The 25,270-nt window shown below is 37.6% G+C and carries 19 protein-coding genes; 4 read left to right on the top strand and 15 right to left on the bottom strand.

Annotated features, from left to right (window positions below):
- Positions 1 to 183 precede the first annotated feature (183 nt).
- From pnpS to ACF3N8_RS07055, 12 genes are all read right to left on the bottom strand, one after another.
- Positions 184 to 1,884: a two-component system histidine kinase PnpS gene (gene pnpS, locus ACF3N8_RS07110; protein WP_238101811.1), complete on the bottom strand. Its 1,701-nt coding sequence runs from the start codon at positions 1,882 to 1,884 to the stop codon at positions 184 to 186.
- Positions 1,877 to 2,590 (bottom strand): response regulator transcription factor, encoded by a 714-nt coding sequence (locus tag ACF3N8_RS07105; RefSeq protein WP_017176462.1) that lies wholly within the window; start codon positions 2,588 to 2,590, stop codon positions 1,877 to 1,879. Before ACF3N8_RS07105 ends, pnpS begins: the two co-directional genes overlap by 8 nt.
- Before the next feature lie 269 nt (positions 2,591 to 2,859).
- Positions 2,860 to 4,125, bottom strand: coding sequence for an NADP-dependent isocitrate dehydrogenase (icd, locus tag ACF3N8_RS07100; RefSeq protein ID WP_392449783.1), 1,266 nt, complete (start codon positions 4,123 to 4,125; stop codon positions 2,860 to 2,862).
- Positions 4,126 to 4,177: 52 nt separating this feature from the next.
- Entirely contained in the window at positions 4,178 to 5,296 is a 1,119-nt protein-coding gene (locus tag ACF3N8_RS07095) for a citrate synthase (RefSeq protein ID WP_009381914.1), read from the bottom strand.
- A gap of 356 nt (positions 5,297 to 5,652) precedes the next feature.
- On the bottom strand, positions 5,653 to 7,413 hold the full coding sequence (gene pyk, locus ACF3N8_RS07090; protein WP_238101812.1) for a pyruvate kinase: 1,761 nt from the start codon (positions 7,411 to 7,413) through the stop codon (positions 5,653 to 5,655).
- A gap of 24 nt (positions 7,414 to 7,437) precedes the next feature.
- The gene (pfkA, locus tag ACF3N8_RS07085) at positions 7,438 to 8,406 is read right to left on the bottom strand and encodes a 6-phosphofructokinase (protein WP_238101813.1); all 969 of its coding nucleotides are present in this window, start codon (positions 8,404 to 8,406) and stop codon (positions 7,438 to 7,440) included.
- Positions 8,407 to 8,820: 414 nt separating this feature from the next.
- Positions 8,821 to 9,765, bottom strand: a complete 945-nt coding sequence (locus ACF3N8_RS07080; protein WP_392449782.1) for an acetyl-CoA carboxylase carboxyltransferase subunit alpha — start codon at positions 9,763 to 9,765, stop codon at positions 8,821 to 8,823.
- Positions 9,758 to 10,624 (bottom strand): acetyl-CoA carboxylase, carboxyltransferase subunit beta, encoded by an 867-nt coding sequence (gene accD, locus ACF3N8_RS07075; RefSeq protein WP_009381918.1) that lies wholly within the window; start codon positions 10,622 to 10,624, stop codon positions 9,758 to 9,760. Before accD ends, ACF3N8_RS07080 begins: the two co-directional genes overlap by 8 nt.
- Before the next feature lie 162 nt (positions 10,625 to 10,786).
- Complete coding sequence (locus ACF3N8_RS07070) at positions 10,787 to 12,016, bottom strand: NADP-dependent malic enzyme (protein WP_238100829.1); 1,230 nt, start codon at positions 12,014 to 12,016, stop codon at positions 10,787 to 10,789.
- A 113-nt stretch (positions 12,017 to 12,129) separates the two neighbouring features.
- Positions 12,130 to 15,315 carry a DNA polymerase III subunit alpha gene (locus ACF3N8_RS07065; RefSeq protein WP_238101815.1) on the bottom strand — a complete coding sequence of 1,062 codons (3,186 nt, stop codon included), beginning with the start codon at positions 15,313 to 15,315 and terminating at the stop codon, positions 12,130 to 12,132.
- Positions 15,316 to 15,327: 12 nt separating this feature from the next.
- The gene (locus tag ACF3N8_RS07060; RefSeq protein WP_392449781.1) at positions 15,328 to 16,260 is read right to left on the bottom strand and encodes a bifunctional oligoribonuclease/PAP phosphatase NrnA; all 933 of its coding nucleotides are present in this window, start codon (positions 16,258 to 16,260) and stop codon (positions 15,328 to 15,330) included.
- Positions 16,261 to 16,275: 15 nt separating this feature from the next.
- Complete coding sequence (locus ACF3N8_RS07055) at positions 16,276 to 17,577, bottom strand: DRTGG domain-containing protein (protein ID WP_238101817.1); 1,302 nt, start codon at positions 17,575 to 17,577, stop codon at positions 16,276 to 16,278.
- 205 nt (positions 17,578 to 17,782) lie between these two features.
- Here ACF3N8_RS07055 and ACF3N8_RS07050 point away from each other — a divergent pair, with 205 nt between their 5' ends.
- Positions 17,783 to 18,196, top strand: a complete 414-nt coding sequence (locus ACF3N8_RS07050; RefSeq protein WP_009381924.1) for a universal stress protein — start codon at positions 17,783 to 17,785, stop codon at positions 18,194 to 18,196.
- Between the two features lie 77 nt (positions 18,197 to 18,273).
- On the opposite strand, the gene ACF3N8_RS07045 is transcribed toward ACF3N8_RS07050, so the two are convergent.
- Complete coding sequence (locus ACF3N8_RS07045) at positions 18,274 to 18,963, bottom strand: metal-dependent hydrolase (protein ID WP_392449780.1); 690 nt, start codon at positions 18,961 to 18,963, stop codon at positions 18,274 to 18,276.
- A gap of 104 nt (positions 18,964 to 19,067) precedes the next feature.
- Between ACF3N8_RS07045 and ACF3N8_RS07040 the strand changes: the two genes are divergently transcribed.
- Positions 19,068 to 20,120: a Xaa-Pro peptidase family protein gene (locus ACF3N8_RS07040; protein WP_238101819.1), complete on the top strand. Its 1,053-nt coding sequence runs from the start codon at positions 19,068 to 19,070 to the stop codon at positions 20,118 to 20,120.
- Positions 20,117 to 20,746 (top strand): copper homeostasis protein CutC, encoded by a 630-nt coding sequence (locus ACF3N8_RS07035; RefSeq protein WP_238101820.1) that lies wholly within the window; start codon positions 20,117 to 20,119, stop codon positions 20,744 to 20,746. The genes ACF3N8_RS07040 and ACF3N8_RS07035 overlap by 4 nt, the downstream gene beginning before the upstream one ends.
- A gap of 178 nt (positions 20,747 to 20,924) precedes the next feature.
- Here the strand turns inward: ACF3N8_RS07035 and ald are convergent, their stop codons facing one another.
- On the bottom strand, positions 20,925 to 22,040 hold the full coding sequence (gene ald / locus ACF3N8_RS07030; RefSeq protein WP_009381928.1) for an alanine dehydrogenase: 1,116 nt from the start codon (positions 22,038 to 22,040) through the stop codon (positions 20,925 to 20,927).
- Positions 22,041 to 22,176: 136 nt separating this feature from the next.
- On the opposite strand from ald, the gene ACF3N8_RS07025 reads away from it, so the two are divergent.
- Positions 22,177 to 22,677, top strand: coding sequence for a universal stress protein (locus ACF3N8_RS07025; protein ID WP_392449779.1), 501 nt, complete (start codon positions 22,177 to 22,179; stop codon positions 22,675 to 22,677).
- 1,308 nt (positions 22,678 to 23,985) lie between these two features.
- Here the strand turns inward: ACF3N8_RS07025 and ACF3N8_RS07020 are convergent.
- Positions 23,986 to 25,185 carry an acetate kinase gene (locus ACF3N8_RS07020; protein ID WP_009381930.1) on the bottom strand — a complete coding sequence of 400 codons (1,200 nt, stop codon included), beginning with the start codon at positions 25,183 to 25,185 and terminating at the stop codon, positions 23,986 to 23,988.
- Between the last annotated feature and the right edge of the window lie 85 nt (positions 25,186 to 25,270).

Here is a 25,270-nt window from a genome sequence, read left to right as displayed (position 1 = left end):
CACTTATTTGGCGTTAAATGCTTGAAGTTATTAAGGTTGGACGATTGATTCAATGCCGTGGCGGTTGCTAAACGTAACCACCCCTTTGTTTTAGAAGCCTTTTCAAAAAGAAAAAGGACTGAGACACGTTTGTATCTCAGCCCTAGTTAATTTGTGCTATTTAAATTTCTATTTCAACGTAAATCATTCATAAAACGTAACTCTAAAGAGTGACCCTTTGTCTACTTCGCTTTCTACTTCAATGGTACCGTTAAAGGCTTCGACGATATGCTTCGTGATGGATAAACCAAGTCCAGTACCACCAGAATCACGGCTTCGTGCTTTATCTACACGGTAGAAGCGCTCAAAGATTCTCGGTTTTTCTTCTTCGCCGATACCGATACCTTCATCTTCGACTTCAATGATTTGTTGGTCTTGTAAATCTTTAATGCGAAGCGTTACCTTGCGATCTTCTGGTGAATAATTGACCGCATTCGTCATTAAGTTTACGATAACTTGTGAAATTTTGTTTTCATCAGCATTCGTGTATACATCAGGCTCGATTTCAGTAATTAACGTAATGTCTTTACGATTTGCGAGCGGTTCGATAACTTTCTTCGCTGATGCGGCCACCTGACTTAAATTAATTCGTGTCTTTTTAATAGAAGAATTTTGTTCGATTTTAGATAAATCGAGTAAGTCATCGACTAATGATTGAATACGGTTCGATTCTTTTAACATAATCGATAAGAACATATCTAAAGATGCTTCATCATGCTTCGCCCCATCTTGCAACGTTTCCGCAAACCCTTTAATTGACGTGATAGGTGTACGTAACTCATGTGACACGTTAGCTACGAACTCACGACGCATCTTTTCAAGTTTTTGAAGCTTCGTAATATCGTGGAACACCACAACCATACCTTGTAACTTCTTACGATTCTTAGATAAGATGGGCACACAAGCCATATCATAGAAACGTTGATGAATTTTATTTACATACAGCTCGATTTGTTCATAAATCGGTTGCTCCGTTTTAAAAGCCTCGAAGATCACGCGCTTGATATTATTATCAAGTAAACCCGTATAACGTTGGTGTTGAATATTTTCATTTTGATAGAAAATTTCGTAGTATGTCTGGTTCGCGATTACGATTTCACCTTTGTTATCAATCATGAGAATCGCACTTGGTACGTTTTGTAAAGTTGTTTCGAGACGGTTTGTCTGTATCTTTTGATCGCTATTTAAACGTGCAAGTTTTCGCGCAAGTACATTCGTCGTCACAAATAAATCTCTTGTTTCAACAACACTACTTTCAGGCACGCGTACTCTATAATTTCCTTTTGCTAGAAGTTTCGTCGCATACGTCACTTCATTAATAGGACGGATGTAACTGCGGTTAATATACTGAGCAGCGAGTAATAAAGCTACCATCACGATTAAGAAAATAATAAATAAGTATTTCCAAAAGTCGATTTGTAGTTCTTTAATCATGGTTGCTTGATAACTACCGATGACCTTAATCCCATGTGACTCATACCCGTAGAGTATTTCACCTTCTACGCTATCGAGATAATAATGATCTTCAGAACGTGTTAGATCATTAAGGATTGCTTCTTTCTTATCTTTCATTATTTTAGAATCAAGACTATGGTAATCGTATTGTTGCTTACCATCTTCAATTAAGATATCCGCATTGTAATGATCAGCTACTGTTCGTATATCTTTAAAGTCATGTTCTTGATACTTTTCTAACACATTTTTCGCGACTTTTTTATAATTGTCAGTTTGATGTTCTGTCACAATCGAAAAAATCGTATTGTGAACAATGAATCCTAATAAAAGAAAACTTACAACTATAATCGTTGTAAGTATCAACAGTAATTTATGATAAAACTTAATCATTAACTTTAGGACGCTCCAGTTTATATCCTAAGCCTCTTACCGTTTTAATAATTTTAGGTTGCTTTGGATTTTCTTCAAGTTTATCGCGTAAATGACTGATATGTACATCTACAATTCTTGAATCTCCAGCGAATTCATAGTTCCAAACTGAATTTAACATGTGTTCACGCGTAATCACACGACCACGACGTTCAACTAAGTATAATAATAATTCGAACTCTTTAGGTGTAAGTTCGAGTAATTCATCATTGCGATAAACTTCGAAAAAGTCAGGTCTAATTTTAATATTACCAATTAAAATATCTTCGTCTTCGTCAGTTGATTTAACGCTTTCAACTTGACTCGCACGTCTTAAAATGGCTTTTACACGAGCGACAACTTCCCTAGGAGAAAATGGCTTAGTCATATAATCGTCTGCACCAAGTTCTAAGCCAAGTACACGATCAAATTCATCGTCCTTTGCAGTAAGCATCAGTATAGGCACTTGATTTTTCTCAGAGCGAATCGTTTTACAAACTTCTATACCGTCCTTTTTGGGTAACATGACATCAAGCACAATTAAGTCAGGTTTAGTATCATTTGCTTTTTCGAGCGCTTCTTCACCATCATTCGCAATTTCAACATGATAGCCTGCTTGTTCTAAATTGTATTTTAATAATGTTACGATTGACTGTTCATCATCAACTACAAGTACCTTCTGGGACATGAACAATACCTCCTATGTATGTTTGCCTTAATTATAACGTAAAACATATAAAAAATAACATGGAATTAAGTAACTTTACAAAACCTTAATATTTAATTCATATTATATACAAAATACTCTGTTACTTAAACGATTTCGATGTGAATATATGATTTAAGAAATTGTAATTTCATTTATAAAGTTTACATTGCCTCAAAAAAGGACACTCAAACTTCTAGCTTTAAGTTCAAGTGTCCTTGTCGCATTTACGCATTTCGTAAAGCGTTATATTATAGGTTTTTGATTAATTCATCAGCGAATTCAGATGTTTTAACTTCAGTTGCACCTTCCATTAAACGAGCGAAGTCGTAAGTTACAACTTTAGAAGCGATTGTTTTTTCAATTGAAGCAGTGATTAAGTCAGAAGCTTCTTGCCAACCTAAGTGTTCTAACATTAATGTACCACTTAATAATACTGATGATGGGTTAACTTTGTCCATGCCAGTATATTTAGGTGCAGTACCATGTGTTGCTTCAAAGATAGCGTGACCAGTTTCATAGTTAATATTAGCACCTGGTGCGATACCAATACCGCCAACTTGTGCAGCTAATGCATCTGAAATGTAGTCACCATTTAAGTTCATTGTAGCAGCTACATCGTACTCAGCTGGGCGAGTTAAGATTTGTTGTAAGAAGATATCAGCGATAGAGTCTTTGATAATGATTTTACCTTCTTCTACAGCTTTATCTTGAGCTTCGTTCGCTTTGTCTTTACCTTCTTCTTCTACGATCTTATCGTATTGTTGCCAAGTAAATACTTTATCACCAAATTCACGTTCTGCTAAATCGTAACCCCATTGTTTAAAAGCACCTTCAGTGAATTTCATGATGTTACCTTTATGAACTAAAGTAACTGATTTGCGGTTATTTTCAAGCGCATATTCAATTGCTGCTCTGATTAAACGTTCTGAACCTTCTTTAGATACTGGTTTAACGCCGATACCTGAAGTTTCAGGGAAACGGATATTAGTAGCACCCATTTCATCTTGTAAGAAGTCAATCACTTTTTTAGCTTCAGGAGTACCTTCTTTATATTCGATACCAGCATAGATATCTTCAGTGTTCTCACGGAAGATAACCATATCTGTATCTTCTGGGCATTTTACAGGTGATGGAACACCTTTAAACCAGCGTACTGGACGTAAGCAAGTAAATAAATCTAATTCTTGTCTTAATGCTACGTTTAATGAACGAATACCGCCACCGATTGGTGTAGTTAATGGTCCTTTAATCGCGATTAAATATTCTTTAATAGCGTCTAAAGTTTCTTGTGGTAACCATTCACCAGTTTCGTCATAAGCTTTTTGACCTGCTAAGATTTCTTTCCACTCAATACGTTTTTCACCGTTGTAAGCTTTCTCAACAGCAGCATCAATAACTCTGCTCGCAGCATTCCAAATATCTGGTCCGATACCGTCACCAATGATATAAGGGATGATTGGTTCGTTTGGTACTTGTAATTCGTTATTTGATTTTACTACTTTTTGTGCAGTCATACTTTGCTACCTCCAATAATTTTTAAAAGTTCATTTATCTAAAGTATAAAGATTATCTTTCTTCGATTGCAACATATTTACGGTCTTTTTGACCGATGTATGTCGCACGTGGACGCATAATTCTGTTGTCACGATATTGTTCTAAGATGTGTGCAATCCAACCTGCTGAACGACTTACAGCAAAGATTGGTGTGAATAAATCGTGTTCGATACCCATGCTGTGGTATACTGTCGCACTATAGAAGTCAACGTTAGGTAATAAACCTTTTTCTTTTTCCATGATGTCCGCAATCTTAATAGAGATTTCAAACAGTTCTTTTTGACCTGTTTCATCAGTGATTTTACGACTCATGTCTTTTAGGTACTTCGCACGAGGGTCGCCGTTTTTATATACACGGTGACCGAAGCCCATAATTTTATCTTTATTATTAAATTTCTCTTCAAGGTAAGCTTCTACTTTAGATTCTTCACCAATTTCAGTTAACATGCGCATAACGCGTTCGTTCGCACCACCGTGTAAAGGTCCTTTTAAAGAACCAACAGCAGCTGTGATACCAGAATAAATATCTGATAATGATGAAACCGCACAACGCGCAGTAAATGCTGATGCGTTTAATTCGTGGTCAGCGTGTAAGATTAATGCTTTGTTGAAACCTTCAACTTCAACGTCTGTAGGTTTTTCACCACGTAACATATATAAGAAGTTAGCAGCATAGTTTAAGCTACGGTCAGGTTTAACTGGCGCTTTACCTTCACGTACACGAGCAAATGCTGTCACAAGTGACGCAATTTTAGCTTGGATTCTAATAGCACGTTCTAATGTTGAATCCATGTCATCTTCATCAGCACCTGGATCGAAGTGTGCTAAGTATGAAACTGAAGTACGTAATGCAGTCATAGGGTGTACTTTATCTGTTGCATATTCTTCGAAGTGCTCATACATTCTTGGATTTAAAGTCATATGTTCATATAACTTGTCTTTAAGTGATTCTAATTGTTCTTTATTAGGAAGCTCGTAATTCCACAGTAAGTAAATGATTTCTTCAAACTGAGCATTCTCTGCTAAGTCATCGATATCATAACCAGCATACGTTAACTGATTGTCGATAATTGAACTAATCTTAGTTTCTGCAGCAATTACGCCTTCTAAACCTCTTTTTAATTCTGCCATAGATATTTCCCCTTTTCCTTAAAATCCAACTATTTATAATGGCTTTCAATTTATATTATAGCCAATAATCCTAAATTTGTGAACATTTTAAGAACATTGATTATTTTGACGTCTATCAGAAATGACGTGCAATTCATTTTTATTTTTATAAAAAACGTCGTAGTTATAGGCTATACAACCTTATGTTTACCCTAATCTGGAGCGCATAGTCGCGTTTTGGTCATATTTCTATTTAATTATCATTAATAATAACTTTTTAAAAATCTTTATACATTTTTTCTATGAATGCTTTAAAGGGCTTTTCACACAATAAAAAAAGACAAACCACAAAGCGTGGTTTGTCAAAAATGTATCGTTTATAGAACGTTTGCGTAGCCTTCGAATACTTTACCTTGATTGGCATCAACTGTAATTAAAGCACCATCTTCAATTACGTTAAGTACATCATCGACACCTACGATTGTAGGAATATGATGTTCTAAACCAATGATTGCACTTGGTGAAGTTAAGCCACCTTCTTCAGTAACTAAACCAATCGCTTGGCTAATGTAAGGCGCAAATGAAGCATCTGTTGATTGTGTCACGATGATAGAATCTGATAAGTCTTCGCCTTCTAATTCTTTCGCATCTTTAACTAATCTTGCGTGACCAACTACTGAATTGCGACCGATACCTTGACCAGTTGCTAATTCGTCACCGACTAAGTGAAGTTTCATAAGGTTTGTGGTACCTGTTTCACCAGTTGGCACACCAGCTGTAATAATGATTAAGTCCCCGTTCTTAACGCGTCCAGTATCCACTGCAGTTGCTACTGCTTTGTTAAGAAGTTCGTCAGTAGAAGGACGGCCAGATCTAACGACAGGGTTAATACCCCAAACTAGTGTACATTGGCGAGCAGTTGTATCTCTTGGCGTAACCGCGATAATATCTGATTTCGGACGGTATTTAGAGATAATACGTGCAGTAGAACCACTTTCAGTTGCAGCAACAATAGCTTTAACATTTAAGTTTAAAGCAGTGTGGGCTACAGATTCACCAATAGCATTAACTAGAGACGTCATCGATAACTTCGTACGGTCATTTAAAATCTTGTCATAGTCTTGCGCATCTTCAGCTGCTAATGCAATATTACGCATTGCTTCAACAGCTTCTACAGGGTAATCCCCAGCTGCTGTTTCACCTGATAACATAACAGCATCTGTACCATCATAAATCGCGTTCGCTACGTCACTTGCTTCAGCACGCGTCGCTCTAGGATTACGTTGCATTGAATCAAGCATTTGAGTAGCTGTGATAACTGGTTTACCTAGCTTGTTACACTTACGGATTAAGTCCTTTTGAACCATTGGTACGCGTTCAGGTGGGATTTCAACACCCATGTCACCACGTGCTACCATTAACCCATCAGATACTTGTAAGATAGACTCAATGTTATCAATACCTTCTTGGTTTTCAATTTTAGGGATAATGCTGATAACTTCATTTTTCTCTTCTTCTAACAATTTACGAATTTCTAAAACATCGCTTGGACGGCGCACGAAGCTTGCTGCGATGAAGTCGATATCTTCTTTGATACCGAAACGAATATCTTCAGCATCTTTGTCAGTAATACCTGGTAAATTCGTTTTAACGCCTGGTAAGTTGACACCTTTTTTATTTTTAAGTTCGCCTGTATTTAAGACATTACATACGGCTTCACCTTTTTCAGCATCTAAAGATTTAACGCGTAGTTCAATTAAACCATCATCTAAAAGAATTAATGAATCATCATGCAAGTCATTGATTAGATCTGGGTAAGTTACTGAAATCTTTTCAGGTGTACCTTCTACTTCGCTTGTAGAAACGATAATTTCAGAACCTTTTTCTAACACAATTTTACCGTCTTTCATGTTGTGTGTTCTGATTTCAGGACCTTTCGTATCTATTAAGATACCGATGTTTAGGTCTAATTTTTTAGCGATGCTACGGATGCGATCAATACGTACTTTATGTTCTGCGTGGTCACCATGAGAGAAATTTAAACGGGCAACGTTCATACCAGCTTTCATTAATTTTTCTAACATTTCTTCTGATTCAGATGCAGGTCCAATCGTACATACAATCTTTGTTTTCCTCATTGTTAAAATGCCTCCCTAATTGATTTATATAGATAACTCATCTGTTAATTCATACATATGTTTATCGATATTATCATGAGATGTTTTAAATATTTCATCAAATGAAGTTGCAGTGAGTTGATTATTTTTAATGCCAACCCCTTTAGCTGTTTCACCATTAAGTAATAATTCCACTGCATGTCCACCCATTCTCGATGCTAATACACGATCAGCACCTGTAGGACTTCCTCCACGCTGGATATGACCTAATACGGAAATACGAGCATCTACATTAATATATTTCGTTAGCTCTTGCGCACATTCTTCACCTGACATACACCCTTCAGCCACAATGATAATCGAATGTTTTTTACCTCGATCAATACCTTGTTGAATCTTTTCTGCAATTTCTTGAATATCCTTTTGACGTTCCGGAATAATAATAGATTCCGCACCTACTGAGAGTCCTGACCATAATGCCAAATCACCACAGTCTCGTCCCATTACTTCAATAATAAAGGTTCTTGCATGACTTGATGCTGTGTCTCTAATTTTATCGACAGATTCAATAATCGTATTTAATGCGGTATCAAAACCAATCGTAAAGTCCGTCCCATTAATATCATTGTCAATCGTTCCAGGAATACCGATTGTTTGAATTTCCTTACATTCCTCACTAATACGTTGAGCACCACGGTAACTTCCGTCACCACCAATTACAACTAAACCTTCAATTCCCCTTTTTCTAAGGTTACCAATACCTACTTTTCTAACGTCACGTTCCTTAAATTCCGGACATCTTGCTGAGTATAAGAATGTTCCCCCACGTTGAATCGTGTCTCCAACAGTCCCAAGTTCAAGTTTCTTTATCTCATCATTAATTAAACCTTGATAACCTTGATAAACACCAAACACTTCAATATTGTGAAACATCGCTTTACGTACAACAGCACGTATTGCTGCATTCATACCGGGAGAATCTCCACCGCTCGTTAACACTGCTATTCTTTTCATAACGACATACCTTTCACATTTATATTATTAATTTAAAAATACCACAAATAATAGCGCTATTCCATTAATATCAAGTGTTTATTCAATGTAAACTTTTTAATTTCCGAATGACTTTTAATTGTACAACACATTCATTGTTCACGTGTTAAATAGTATGTCATAATCGCGTTTCATTACTCACAATTCTCTAGGAAAAGCCCCTTAGATATGTTCCCCATTTACAAAAATTCATACGTCTTACCATTAATTTAGCTTTACTATATTATTGAGCTTAATTAACAAATAATGACATAAATTTTAAGAGATCAATTATTTCATTCATCCACTATTAAATCTCCAATTACTTTTACATAATAGTAATTAAACCAAATTAAAAAAGACGCAACCCGCTAAGGATTGCGTCTTTAAAATATATTATTCAGTAAATGAACCGATATTTCTAAATTTATTAAAACGATCATCAGCGACCTCAGTAGCTGACATTTTAGAAAGTTCATCTAAATGAAATTTAAATGCATCTTTAATTCTTTGAGCTTGTGTTTGAATATCTTGGTGGGCGCCACCTAATGGTTCTTGAATAACCTCATCTACGATACCTAAATCATGTAAGTCATTCGCAGTAATCTTCATTGTTTCAGCAGCTATTTTAGCTAGATTGCTATCTTTCCATAATAAAGCCGCTGCACCTTCAGGTGAAATAACTGAGTACGTACTATTTTCAAGCATGATAATGCGGTTCGAAATGCCTAAACCTAGTGCACCACCACTACCGCCTTCACCGATAACAATCGCAATAACAGGTACTTTAAGCGAAGCCATCTCGACTAAATTTTTAGCGATAGATTCACTTTGACCACGTTCTTCGGCAGCTTTACCTGGATAAGCACCCTTAGTATCTATAAATGTAAAGATTGGTCGATTAAATTTTTCAGCTTGTTTCATTAATCGAAGTGCTTTACGATAACCTTCTGGATGCGCCATACCAAAGTTACGATAAATGTTATCTTTTGTATCTTTACCTCTTTGGAGACCTACAACTGTAACGGGCTTTTCATTAAAGAAGCCTACGCCCCCAATTAAAGCAGGGTCATCAAGATAGTTACGATCGCCATGTAATTCTAGGAAATCATCAAAGATATATGGTATGTAATCTAGAGTAGTTGGTCTCTCTTGTAAACGTGCAAGTTGAACACGATCCCACGGTTTAAGGTTCGTATAAACTTTCTCAGTCTCTCGTTTAAGTGATGCTTCAAGCATATCAATTTCATCTTGCAAGTCGACATCATTTTTCTCTTGGGATTCTTTTAATGATTCAATTTTATCTTTAATTTCAAAAAGTGGTTTCTCAAAATCAAGCATTATTTTTCACCTCTTGATGCATTTTTAGAATAGAAGCGAGTGTTGATTTCATTTCACTACGATGAACGACCTTGTCTAACTGACCATGTTCTAATAAGAACTCAGCAGTTTGGAAGTCATCAGGTAGCTTTTCATTAATAGTTTGTTCGATAACACGTCGACCAGCAAAACCAATTAGCGCTTTAGGCTCCCCTATATTAATGTCACCTACAGAAGCGAAACTCGCTGAAACACCACCTGTAGTTGGGTGCGTCATATAAGAGATATATAATAAACCTGCATCAGAATGACGTTTTAAAGATACGCTTGTTTTACCCATTTGCATAAGTGAAATGATACCTTCTTGCATTCTAGCACCACCACTAGCTGAGAACAGAATGAATGGTAGACGGTGTTCAGTACAATAATCGATGATACGACAAATCTTTTCACCGACTACTGAACCCATACTACCCATACGGAAACGTGCGTCCATTACAGCAACACCATATTTGATGCCTTCTAATTCGGCCGTTCCCGTTACAACAGCTTCATTAAGACCCGTTTTCTTCTGGTCTTTTTCAATTTTCTCTTCATAGCCAGGAAAATCTAATGGATTGGCAGAGGTCATACCTTTATCAAACTCTTTAAAAGTCCCCTCATCTGAAATAGCATTGATACGATCATGTCCTGTAAGTGGAATATGATGATCACAATTGAAACAAACATTTAAATTTTCTGCGAGCTCTTTTGTGTACATGATTTTCTTACATTTAGGACATTTCGTCATAATACCTGCTGGTACATCATTTTGTTTTGAGTTTTGTACTGTTACATATTTTTTCTTTTTAGAATTGCGATTAAAAAAATCCTTAAACATACGTTAACCTCCACACTACCATAGATTTCTGAACTGTTTATTTATATGGTTCATGCATCTGTCCAAATTTTTAACACTTATAATTGTATATGAATTTGTAGAAAATGAAAATTATTTACAAATTTATATATCATTTCATTTATCAGTTCAGAATATTTCTCTTTATTTTAAATCTGTTAGTGATAAAGTCTTCTCGTAAACTTCATCAGGATCTACTTCGATACGTGCAACGCCTGATTCCATAGCAGCTTTAGCTACGTTACGTGCAACTGATGGTGCAACACGTTTATCAAATGGTCCTGGAATACAATAGTCAGGGTTTAATTCATCAGGTTTAATTAAGTCAGCAATCGCTTCGACTGCAGCTTGTTTCATCTCTTCATTAATATGAGTCGCTTCTACGTCTAACGCCCCTCTAAAGATGCCAGGAAAAGCTAAAACGTTATTAATTTGGTTAGGGTAATCAGAACGTCCTGTACCAATAACTTTGGCACCTGCAGCTTTCGCAACATCAGGTTTGATTTCTGGCTCTGGGTTAGCCATCGCAAAGATAATTGGATCATCGTTCATTGATTTAACCATTTCTTCAGTTAAAAGGTTTGCTACAGACACACCGATAAATACATCTGCGCCTTCAATTACATCTTGTAATTTACCTTCTGTTTTCTCTTTATTTGTCCAACGTGCAACATATGATTTTGTATCATTCATACCATAAGAACGACCTTCGTAAATCGCACCTTTAGAATCACACATAATCATATTTCTTACACCATAAGAGTATAATAATTTAACGATTGCGATACCTGCAGCACCTGCACCATTAAGAACAACTTTAATATCAGATAAATCTTTATCTACAATACGTAAAGCATTCATAAGACCAGCTAACGTTACAATCGCTGTACCGTGTTGGTCATCATGGAAGATTGGAATCTTAGTTTCTTTCTTTAAGCGCTCTTCAATTTCAAAACATCTTGGAGCTGAAATATCTTCTAAGTTAATACCACCATAATTTGGTTCTAGTAATTTAACAGTCTCAACAATTTTATCTGGATCTGTTGTATTTAACGCAATAGGTACACCGTCGATACCAGAGAAGCTTTTGAATAATACAGCTTTACCTTCCATAACTGGAATACTTGCTTCAGCGCCAATGTTACCTAAACCTAATACTGCTGTACCATCTGTAACAACCGCAACTGTATTACCTTTCATTGTATAATCATATACTTTACGTTTATCTTCATGTATATCTTTACAAGGTTCCGCTACACCAGGAGAGTAAGCTAAACTAAGCTCTTCTTTGTTCGTAACTTTTACTTTTGATGTAACTTCTAATTTACCTTGATTTTCTTTATGCATTTGTAATGCATCATTTCTTAAAGACATTTTGAAATCATCCCCTAATCTATCATTTTTTAATTAAAACGAATCCCAAATAGATACGAATCACTCATATTAACATCAGATAACTATACCATATTTCATTATATTTTCAAAAGTTAGAGTAATCTGATGTGTGATGCATGGAAATCAGAAACAAAATCTTTCATTCTAGTTTGTTCGCTTTCAATGTAACCGATTAATTCCATACCTGACGATTTATAATAATAAACCGGTATGTGGTTCGCTTGTTTTGATTGCGATAATTGATTTTTAACAGCTTCTACATTCATAATGTTGCGAATAACAATTTGCTTACAATGCGTGAGCTTGTCACGCTCATACGCTTCAAGCGGGATTAATTGATTAACGATAACTTGTGGATTCCCCGCTCTCACCTCATATTTACCAAGGACAACGTATACGGCGTCTTCTTCAACGTCAGTTTCAATCTGTCGATACAACGTTGGAAAGATAACGCCTTCCATTTCTTCTTTACCATCATTTAGCGTAACAAATGCCATATTTTGCCCTTTTTTCGTACGAATTGGCTTAATGACATCTAAATTAATCAGCATGGGCTTGTTTAATTCTGCTTGGTTCAATTGAAAGAGCGACAAATATTGCTTCTCTTTAAAGAGCTTTTCAGTGGGGTGCTCGGAAACATAGAAGCCTAAATATTGTTTCTCATAACTACTTAAAATTTTATCTGGCATTTCGTCAGTCTCATGATACTCTTCTTTCACCGTCAACTGATCGAATATAAAATCTTGATCGTCTATTTGCGTTGAGCCATCCACGACTTGGTCAATAGATTGAAGCAACGTGGCACGATTCTTACCAAATGTGTCGAAGGCCCCGACGAGTATAAGTGCCTCAAGATTCTTACGTGATTTGATGCGATTTGGAATTCTCCGGCAAAAGTCAAAGAAGTCTTTGAAAGGACCATTCGCCTTTCGTTCGCTTAGAATAATATTGACTGTCTGATATCCGATACCTTTAATAGTACCGAGCGAAATATAAATACCTTCAGGTTTCGGTTTATAGAACCAAAAACTTTCATTAATATTCGGCGTTAGGATGTCAATACGCTGTCCTTTAGCCTCTTTAATTATATCCATTGTCTTCTTCTCGCTACCAATCACATTACTTAAGATATTTGCGTAGAAGTAATTCGGATAATGAACCTTTAAACAAGCCATAATGTACGCGATTTTAGAATAACTTACCGCATGCGCACGTGGGAACCCGTAGTCAGCGAATTTCAGAATCAAATTGAAAATTTGTTGACTCAGTTCAGGACTATATCCCTTCGCTGTCGCCCCTTCTACAAAGTGCGTTTGCTCACTTTCAAGCACTTCACGGTTCTTCTTACTCATTGCTCGGCGTAGAATATCCGCTTCACCATATGAAAAGCCTGCGAAGCGACTCGCAATCTGCATGATTTGTTCCTGATAAATGATAACGCCATACGTTCGATTCAGAATCGGTTCAAGGTCTTCATGAAGGTACGTTACCGTTTCAGGATGGTGTCGGCGCTTAATATATGTCGGTATTTCTTCCATTGGACCTGGTCGATATAGCGACGTCACGGCTACAATGTCCTCAAAGTGTTGCGGTCTTAACCGTTTTAACACACTTCTTACGCCGTCAGATTCTAATTGGAAGATCCCTGTCGTATCTCCATTAGATAACAATTTAAAGACCTTTTCATCATCAAAAGGGATGTCCTCAATTTTTATGTGTACTTTCTTGTCATATTCGACCTGTTTCACGATTTTATGAATAATCGACAAGTTACGCAAGCCTAGGAAGTCAATTTTTAAGAGACCGATACGTTCTGCTTCCGTCATCGTCCACTGCGTGAGTAAACCAGCATCACCAAGCGTCAACGGCACATAATGATATAAAGGTCGGTCGTTTACAATTACGCCTGCCGCATGAGTAGACGTATGTCGTGGTAGCCCTTCCAACTTACGACAGAGTTCATACCATTTCTCATTACGATAATTACGGTGCACGAATTCTCGAAACGCTTCAGATTCATACGCGGCCTCTAATGTGATACCTGACTTATGCGGAATAAGGCTCGATACTTCATTTAACGTAACCTCATCAAAGCCCATAATACGGCCAATATCTCGCGCTACAGCTCGAGCGAGTAAATGTCCAAACGTCACGATACCAGCTACATGATGTTCCCCATACTTTTGTTGCACATACTCGATAACCTTCTCACGCTTCGTATCTTCAAAGTCGATATCAATATCGGGCATTGTGACACGTTCAGGATTTAAGAAACGTTCGAATAAAAGATTATATTTAATCGGGTCAATCGTTGTTATGCCAAGTAAGTAACTGACTAAAGACCCTGCAGACGACCCACGTCCTGGTCCAACTAACACATCATGCGTCTTAGCGTAATGAATTAAATCACTAACGATTAAGAAGTAATCCGCATAACCCATTTTCGTAATCACATCATATTCGTAATCGAGTCGCTCTCGATAGACATCTTCCGTTAGTTCGAATGCTTGTAACCTTTCTTCAAGTCGTTCACGTAAATACTCATCTGCAGATTGGTTATCAGGCGTGTCGAACTGTGGTAATAAAGACTGATTATAGTGTAATGTCGCGTTACATTGTTCAAGAATGTCTTCCGTTGCTTTTAAATATGAGGGCTCAATATCTTGTTCCACTGCTTCCAATTTAGGAAAATGAAGCCCAGGATCTTCAACCTCGTTTACGATATCAATCTTAGTGTTATTCTTTATGGCACCTAGCGCAAAGTACGCTTCCTTATCCGCTTCATCTAAATAACACGTTTTGGCCATCCAGACCTTTTCAAAGGGAAGTGAATCCAAGCTAAGATGACTCATGTATACGTTAGCTTTCTCTTTAAAAGGCGCGTAAATCATATGGTGCGCTTCGTCTAAATCTTTGAAAATAATCATAAGATTATCTTGATAGCGTTCGAGCCAACTTAACGGTGTCTCAGTCTTTTCTCGCATCTTTAAAGCGGAAGATAATTGGTATAAAGCCTTTAAGCCCGCATCGTTCCTAGCAAGAACTACTGTTTCGACTTCATGAAGTTCATCTGTCACATATAGCGTCATACCAAAGGCAGGTTTAATCCCATGTTTGTTACAACTATCAAAGAATTGTGGTAACGCATATAAGACATTGGTATCTGTCATAGCAATCCCATTATAACCTTCAGCTTTCGCCCGCTTCACTACGTCTTCGATTCGAATGCTCGAGTTTAACAAGTCATAGGCTGTATGCACATTTAAATGAGCAACCATAGTGTTTCCTCCTTAAATGCGGTCGTTTAGCTTTGTAGCAAGTGCGTCGAACGTTTCCCAATCATCAACAGAAACGCCAGAAGCATTCTCATGGCCACCGCCACCAAATTCGCTCGCGATATCATTGATCTTAATGCCTTTAGAGCGAATACGACAACGAATTTCACTACCTTCATCAACCGCAAAGACCCATACTTTCAAGCCATCCATATCTGCAATGGCATTCACGAATAATGACGCTTCATTTGGTTTTACATTGAACTGTTCTAACACATCGTGCGTGATTTTAACCTTACAGAAGCCTTTATCATTTAAGTCAAAGTTCTGCAGAATATATCCTTGGAACGGCATTAATTTAGGATCTTTCGCACCAAGTTGATTCAGCTCAAAATTATGATCAAAGTCATAAGCAATTAATGATGCTGCTACGTTCAATGTTTGAGTTGTCGTGTTATTGAATAAGAAACGACCTGTATCTCCAACGATACCTAGATAAAGCACACGCGCCGCCTTATCACTGAGATAAACCTTGTCATTCAAGAAATCTATCATCGTATAAATAATTTCACTCGTAGAAGACGCTTTCGTATTTACATAATTAATATCCCCATACTGATCAACTGCTGGATGGTGGTCAATTTTAATGATTTCTTGACCTAATTTGAAACGTTCATCATCAATGCGCCCTTCATTTGCTGTATCACAAATAATGATAAGTGCTTCTTTAAATGTCACATCAGAAACGTCATCAAGTTCACCTATAAAATCTAATGAAGGTTCGTTGTGACCAACCGCATAAATTTGTTTGTCTTGAAACTTTTCCTCTAAATAATATTTCAAACCAAGCTGTGAACCATAAGCATCAGGATCCGGTCTCACATGTCTATGTATGATAATTGTGTCGTATTGTTCAATCTTTTCCATAATTGCATTAAACGTTTGCATAAATAAAGTTCCTCCTTATTCATAATGGTCGATGAGTTGGCACATAATTAAGGCCTTAGCAACGGTTTTATTTTGTGTCGTCATGGTTACTTCAAGTTTCGCGAAGCTTCTACCCATGTCTAAAAAGTCATAATGAACCTCAATATCTGACTCAATTTGAACCGTCTTTATGTAAAAGATATTTAAATTCTCAATCATAACTTCAAGTTTCTTTTGCTTACGCATCACTGATTTCATCGTCTCTTCGATAATCGCGACAAAGACGGCTTTACTTAACGTACCAAACTGATTTGTAAGTAAAGGTGTGATTTGTACTTTAATTTGATTATGATCGATTGAAATATGTTTCGCAATTTGATCGTTTATCGTTTCACCTACTTGAGGCTGCTTACCGATAAGCTGCATGGCGCGTAATACATCTTCACGCGTTATAACACCGATAAGTTTTCGATTACTCGACGTAACAGGCAACAGTTCAATACCTTCCCAGATCATTAGATGCGCACATGAAGCTACGGTCGTGTTGAGTTGCACGTATATCGGCGATTTCGTCATCACTTGTTTAATATCCGTATGCGTATCATGTGAAATGATATCTTTACTCGTAATAATGCCAAGTAACTTCTTATTACGATCCACTATTGGGAAACGGGCGTGCCCTGTTTCCTTAGCAACGTCTTTAAAGTCTGCCACTTTCGTATCATCGAAAAGCACTGACGTTTCATCAACTGGTATTACGATATCTTCAACCACTAATATTTCTTTACGTATCATTTGGTCGTACATCGCTCGGTTAATCATGTTGGCTACTAAGAACGTATCATAATTACAAGAAAGAATCGGTAAACCTTTATCATCTGCATATGCTTTAATTTCATCCGTCGTATCAAAGCCACCTGTTATCAGTACAGCACTACCGCGTTTTAATGCTTCCAATTGAACGTCTGTACGGTTACCAACAATAAGTAGTGTGTTTTTAGATAAGTATCTTACAACGTCTTCAAGTTCCATGGCCCCTATCGCAAACTTGGTCAACGTTTTGTACAAACCACTACGTCCACCTAAAACTTGTCCATCTATAATTTTAACAATTTCTCCAAACGTTAAGTTTTCAATTTGGGCTCGAGATTTCTTTTCAATACGAACAGTTCCAACACGATCAATCGTTGCAACAAGTCCTAATTGTCCAGCATCCTTGATTGCGCGATAAGCTGTACCTTCTGAAACTTTAAGGTCTTTCGCTATTTTACGTACCGAAATATTCTGTCCGACTGACAATGATTCTATATGCTTTAAAATTTGTTCGTGTTTTGTCATTTTATTACCTCAAAATCCACTCATTATTATATATATTATAACGTTTTTATCTATGAAATGCGAAATCTGGGTTTAATCGATTTCTTGTAAATTTCTTTTAAAAACATGTTAATTTTGTAAATAAATAGGGAATATAATAAATGAGGAAATTATCAGTGGACGACTTTATTAAGCGCCCATATATCTAGAGAGGGAGGCGTTTCTTATGTATAAGAACATTTTACTTGGTGTAGACACTCAACTTAAAAATGAAAAGGCAATTCAAGAGGTTTGTAAGTTAGCAGGACCGGACTCACTTGTTACGATTGTAAACGTGATTAGTGAACAAGATTTAAGAGCTTCTATTCAATTTGGTATGCATTTAGAAGAACTTAAGGAAAAGCGTTGCGAAGAACTAGAGCCAACGAGACGTCGTTTGACAGACTGTGATATCCAGTTTGAAGAACTTATTCTAAAAGGTAGTCCTAAAGAGAAATTAGTTGAAACAGCTAACCGTGGTAACTATGAAATTGTTGTGTTAAGTAACCGTAAAGCCGAGAAAGAAAAGAAATTCGTTCTTGGTAGTGTGAGCCACAAAGTTGCTAAACGTGCTACAATTCCAGTACTTATCGTGAAATAAAGGAAATTTAAAGGGAGCAGGACGTTTATTAAAGCGTCACCTGCTCCCTTTTTTCTATAAGATGGTTTTAAGGTAAATTAAAACTTAACTGCTTCACCTGGTTTTAAGACTTGAACGTCCCCTTCTGTTACGGCTTTCCTGAAGTCTTCAGGGTCTTGTTCAATATATGGGAATGTATCGTAATGAATTGGTACTGAGATTTTCGGTTTAATGAATTCATTGATCGCATAGCTTGCGTCATCGATACCCATAGTGAAGTTGTCGCCAATCGGAATAAAGCAAACATCTACTGGGTGTCTTTTAGTGATAAGTGCCATGTCACTGAATAAAGCAGTGTCACCACAGTGATAAATTGTTTGACCTTCAACTTCTAGGATTAAGCCCATTGGCATACCTAAATAGATTGGTTTACCATTATCGTCCATTAAACTTGAACTGTGGAATGCTTGTACATATTTTAAAGTACCGAATTCAAATTCCCATTTACCACCAATATTCATTGGATGCACGTTCTCGATACCACGTGCAGTAGATAAATAGTTTGCTACTTCTGCTGAACCGATTACAGTAGCATCATTATTTTTAACGAGTTTTTCTGTATCGCCGAAATGGTCTTCGTGACCATGAGTTAGAATAACGTAATCTACCTTTAATTCATCCGCATTTAAATCTGATAGTTCGTTACCAGTAATAAATGGGTCTACGATAATTTTCTTACCGTTAGCTTCAAAATAGATTGTTGATTGACCGTGAAATGATAAATTCATGATTTTTCCTCCTCATTAATTGTATACTTTTAATATACCACTTAATCGATTTCAATATTCAATTGAAGTCAAAATCGCATATCATATTTAAGGAGCGTGTAACGATGAAGAATGAACAACTAATTAAGGTACTGAACGACATGAATGGTGATGCGATGTGGATTTCCAATCCTAAGAACATCTTTTATTTAACAGATTATCATTCAGATCCTCATGAGCGCTTGTTTGCCCTGCTCATTGAAAAGGATGGCACAAGAACTTTGTTTGCCCCTCAAATGGAAGTTGAAGATATTAAGAATTCGCCTTATGAAGGTAACATTTTAGGTTACTTAGATACAGAAGATCCGTATGAGAAATTTGGAAAGACGTTGAATCACATGCTTGTTGAAGCTGAGTATTTAACGGTTAAACGTGAACATGAACTTAAAGACGCTTTTCAAGTAGCTCAATTCTCATATGTAGATGACGAGGTAAAAGCTTTACGTAACATTAAAACAGATGACGAACTTTCAAAATTGCGCCGCGCAGCCGAAATTGCGGATACATGCATTGAGATTGGGAAGGACTTTTTAAAGGTGGGCGTAACGGAACGTGAGGTAGTGAATCATATTGAAACGGAAGTGCGTCAATACGGTGTTTCTGAGATGAGCTTTGATACGATGGTGTTATTTGGTGATCACGCTGCATCGCCACACGGTGTTCCGGGCGACCGTCAATTAGCTGATGATGAGTACGTGCTCTTTGATTTAGGCGTTGTGTATCAGAATTATTGTAGTGATATCACGCGTACGATTCCATTTGGTACGCCGTCAGAAGATGCACAGCGTATTTATCAAATTGTGCTTGAGGCTGAGACAGAAGCGATGAAAATGGTTAAGCCGGGCGTTAAGATTTCAGATGTTGACCGTAAAGCGCGTGGCATTATTGAAGCGCAAGGCTTTGGTGAATACTTCCCTCACCGTTTAGGTCACGGCTTAGGTATTGATACGCACGAGTATCCGGATATTTCGAATAAGAATGACAATGTCTTTAAAGAAGGCATGGTGTTCACGATAGAACCAGGTATTTATAAACCAGGTGTTGCTGGCGTTCGAATTGAGGACGATATTCTCGTAACGAAAGATGGTTACGAATCTTTAACAAGGTACGCGAAATGATTAAAGAAGCCGTTGTAACGTCAATAGAGTCGGTAAAGTATGCGATAGAACACGGTGCTGATCGAATCGAATTATGCGACAACCTTGATGTTGGAGGCACGACCCCGAGCTACGGTATGGTTCAAACTTGTATTTCTTTGTGTCACATGGAAGGTGTTGAGGTAGCGGTTATGATTCGCCCTCGTGGTGGTAACTTTGTCTATGACCTTTATGACTTCGAAGTGATGCAACAAGATATTAAAGCGTTACGTCAACTTGATGTCGATTACTTCGTCTTTGGTTGCCTTACGAGAGACCATACGATAGATAGATGGCAAATGGAGACGCTTAAGGATTTATGCGTTGATATCCCTGCTGTGTGTCATATGGCGTTTGATGAGGTGCATGTGCATCAGCAGCAAAAGGCCTTACAAACCTTAATCGAGCTTGGGTTTAGACGAGTTCTAATGCATGGTGGACCTGCATCTTCAAGCGTATTTGATAACTTGAATCACATAGCGAAGCTCGTGATGTTTGCTAAAGGTGCTATTGAAATTATGCCAGGCGGCGGTATTACGAAAGATAACTTAGATGCCCTACTAGATGCCTTTCCATTTCAAGAGGTACATGGTAGTAAAATCGTGTAAAGATTGAGTGGTTGTCGCGTGGGTGAAGCGTGCCTCCCCTATTAAGGGCGTACGGCTTTTAAAGGGCTTTTCAAGAAGAGGAAGAAATGAAGGTATAATGACTTGAGAAAAAGTTGAATAGATATAAAAAAAACGTGAGATTCGTAAATGGTCTCACGTCTTAATGATTGAATATCGATTAGTTCAGTACTTCGAATACTGGCTTATATTCGTAACCAAATGTTTCTGCTACTGCTTTGTTTGTCACTTGGCCTTCAAATGTATTTAAACCTAAAGAAAGTGGTTGGTTATCTTTTAACGCTTGACGATAACCTTTGTTCGCAAGTTGAACTGCGTAAGGTAGTGTTGCGTTATTTAAAGCGATCGTTGACGTTCTTGGTACTGCACCAGGCATGTTCGCTACCGCGTAATGAACGACACCGTGTTTGATGTAAGTTGGGTCGTCGTGTGTTGTGATGCGGTCTGTTGTTTCGAAAATACCACCTTGGTCGATTGCGATATCAACGATTACTGAACCATTCTTCATTTGCTTGATCATGTCTTCAGTAACTAATTTAGGCGCTTTAGCACCAGGAATTAATACGGCACCGATAACTAAGTCACTTTCTTTTACTTGCATTTCAATGTTTAATGGATTTGACATAATTGTGTGTACGCGTCCATCGAATAAATCTTCTAATTCTTGTAAACGTTTAGGGTTTACGTCTAGGATCGTAACATCTGCGCCTAACCCAAGGGCGATTTTAGCAGCGTTTGTACCCGCTTGGCCGCCACCAATGATTGTTACTTTACCTTTAGATACACCAGGTACGCCTGCTAATAGGATACCCATACCACCGTTTAATTTTTGTAAGAATTGTGCACCAACTTGTGCTGACATACGTCCAGCTACTTCACTCATTGGTGTTAATAGTGGTAATGAACCATCAGGTAATTGTACTGTTTCATAAGCAATTGAAGTTACGTTATTTTCTGTTAATGCTTGTGTAAGCTTCTCTTCGTTTGCTAAGTGTAAGTACGTGAATAAAATTAAATCTTTCTTGAAGTATTGAAATTCTTCCTCTAGTGGTTCTTTAACTTTAATCACCATGTCAACATCCCAAACTGAAGCGGCATCGTCTAAAATTTTTGCCCCTTGAGCTTCGTAATCTTTGTCTTCAAAGTAAGAACCGATTCCAGCTTGTGTCTCAACAAGTACTTCATGACCTTGCTCAATAAGCGCATGAACACCACTTGGTGATAAACCTACTCTGTTCTCGTTATTTTTAATCTCTTTTGGAATTCCAATTCTCATTTATCCCACCTCCAGTATTCAGTTTAACGCATACGGGCATGTAAGCGCAATCATATTTAATTTTTATGTAAAAGTATTTTATAAAATATCTAAAAAATGTGATATAATAGAATTGAATAGAAAAGGGGGAATTGCGATGTTTTCTTATAAAAATATATTAATCGCAGTCGATGGTTCACATGAAGCAGAATGGGCTTTTAATAAGGCAGTAGCTGTCGCAAAACGTAATGATGCGAAGCTTACTGTAGTTAATGTTGTTGATTCAAGAACGTATACATCTTATGAGTTTTATGACTCTCAATTTACGGAACGTTCTCGCGAATTTGCGACAAAACTTTTAGATGGTTATGAAAAAGTTGCTAAAAATTCTGGTGTTACTCAAGTAGAAACACGCTTAGAATTCGGTGCTCCAAAAACGATTATCCCTAAACAACTTGCGAATGAAATTGAAGCGGACTTAATTATGTGCGGTACATCAGGCTTAAATGCGGTAGAACGCTTTATCGTAGGATCTGTGTCTGAAGCAATTGTAAGACACGCTGAATGTGACGTGCTTGTAGTACGTACTGGCGAGATTCCAGAGCACTTCGAACCAGAAGTTGCAACGAAAGAATTCTTAAAAGATTATCAAATTTAATATGTAGTTGTGCGATTTGTAGATGGAGAGGTACTCAGGTACCTCTTCTTTTTTATGGGGTGTGTAGAGTGGGAAGATTTAAGGAGGGTTTGTGCGAGAGGTTCTTTACGGTCGGCTGGCGGATTTATGGGTTAGCGTCGGTGTCAAAGGTGCATTCCGATGTTAATCGGCTTTTGCGTCGGTTTCAGTGTTCCATTCCGAGGCTATTTAGATTTTGCATCGGTTTCGATGATCCATTCCGACACTATTTGACTTTTACGTCGGTTTCGTTGCTCCATTCCGACGCTATTTGCCATTTGCGTCGGTTTCAGTAATACAAACCGATGTAATATGTACAACCTAATAAAATATTTCGTGAATGAGACCACTTTTAACAACTTGTCGTTTAATCACTAGTTGGCGACGGCGCTCTTAACAACTTGTCGTTTAATCACTAGTTGGCAACGGTGCTCTTATCAACCTGTGGCTTCGTCACTAGTTGGCAACGGTGCCCTTAGCAACTTGTGACATCTTCACTAGTTGGCAACAAGCCTCTTAGCAACTTGTAACAATTGGACTAGTTGGTATGGTTGAATAATCACTTATTCTTACTTATCAATTATATCCATGTGATAGGCTCACATGGATATTATTTCTGTTTTAGAGCCATGTCGCATCTTCATTTGGCTCTTATCATCGTTTTACAGCCATGTCGCGAATTCACTTGGCTCAAATCAACGTTTTACAGCCATGTCACCACTTCACTTGGCTCTTATTCCTGTTTTAGAGCCATGTCACCACTTCACTTGGCTCTTACTCCTGTTTTAGAGCCATGTCGCCTCTCCACTTGGCTCTTATCACCGTTTTATAGCCATGTCGCCTCTCCACTTGGCTCTTATCGCCGTTTTACAGCCATGTCGCGACTCCACTTGGCTCTTATCACCGTTTTATAGCCATGTCGCCTCTCCACTTGGCTCTTATCGCCGTTTTAGAGCCATGTCGCGTCTTCACTAGGCTCTTATCATCGTTTTACAGCCATGTCGCGACTCCACTTGGCTCTTATCACCGTTTTACAGCCATGTCGCCTCTTCACTTGGCTCTTATCACTGCTATACTATCATACACACCGGTAATTATAACTATATTTCAACAATCCCCTAACAAGTAGTATCGCACATAATCAATCTAGCTAAATCGACGAGTCTCCTCTATCTCGACACCGTACCCAATGGCAAGACTAAACCGACGAACCCCCGCCACACCGACTCCGTACCCCTCAAACCACAAAAAAGCTAGGGCCATGCCCTAGCTTCATTTTCAAATAAGGAATTATTTTAATTCACCGAATTTCATTACGTCGCGAGCGATCATAACTTCTTCGTTTGTTGGAACTACTAATACTTTAACTGGTGAATGTGGGTAGTTTAAGAACGCTTCTTTACCTCTTAAACCTTCGTTCTTCTTAGGATCCCAGTATACGCCCATGAATTCTAAGCCTGTTAATACTTTTTCACGAACAACGTCTGAGTTTTCACCAACACCAGCAGTGAATACGATTACGTCAACACCGTGCATACGAGTAGCATATGAACCCATGTATTTGTGGATACGTGATGCAAATACGTCTAATGCTAATTGTGCACGTTCGTTACCTTCAGCAGCGTCTTCTTCGATGTCACGAAGGTCGCTTGAAGTGCCAGTGATACCTAGTAAACCTGACTCTTTATTTAATGTGTTTAAAACTTCGTCAGCTGTTTTACCAGTCTTTTCCATGATGAATGGGATTAATGCAGGGTCAATGTTACCTGAACGAGTACCCATTGTTACACCAGCTAATGGTGTGAAGCCCATTGAAGTATCAACTGATTTACCGTTTTCAATCGCTGCGATTGAAGCACCGTTACCAATGTGGCAAGAGATGATACGTAAGTCTTCGATTGGTTTGTCTAAGATTTCAGCTGCACGTTGTGATACGTATTTGTGGCTTGTACCGTGGAAACCGTATTTACGTACGCCGTAATCTTCGTAGTATTGGTAAGGTAAGCTGTAAAGATAAGATTCTTCTGACATTGTTTGATGGAATGACGTATCGAATACCGCAACATGTGGAATGTTTGGTAATAATTTTCTGAATGCGCGGATACCCATTAAGTTAGCTGGGTTGTGTAAAGGCGCTAAGTCAGTTAATGATTCGATTTGTTTTTCTGTTTCATCTGTAACTAATGCTGAAGATGGGAATAATTCACCGCCATGTACAACACGGTGACCTGTACCATCAATGTCGTTAATGTCATTGATAATACCATGTTTTTGTAAGCTATCTAACATGATATCAACCGCTTCAACGTGATCTTTGATATCTTTCGTTTCTTTAACTTTTTCACCATTTACTTCAATTGTAAATACTGAATCGTTAAGACCGATTCTTTCGATTAACCCTTTAGTTACTAATTTTTCTTCTGGCATTTCGATTAATTGGAATTTTAATGATGAACTACCAGCATTAATCGCCAAAATTAATTTTGACATAACATACGTCCTCCAGTATAAATATTTATTGATTTCAATACTATTTAACCATTAATACAGTTCGATTTCAAGTGTATAACAGATT

This window comes from Staphylococcus massiliensis, assembly GCF_043186315.1.
Taxonomy (GTDB): domain Bacteria; phylum Bacillota; class Bacilli; order Staphylococcales; family Staphylococcaceae; genus Staphylococcus; species Staphylococcus massiliensis.
Note: the sequence above shows the minus strand (reverse complement) of the source record. Positions and strands in the feature narration are given on the sequence as shown.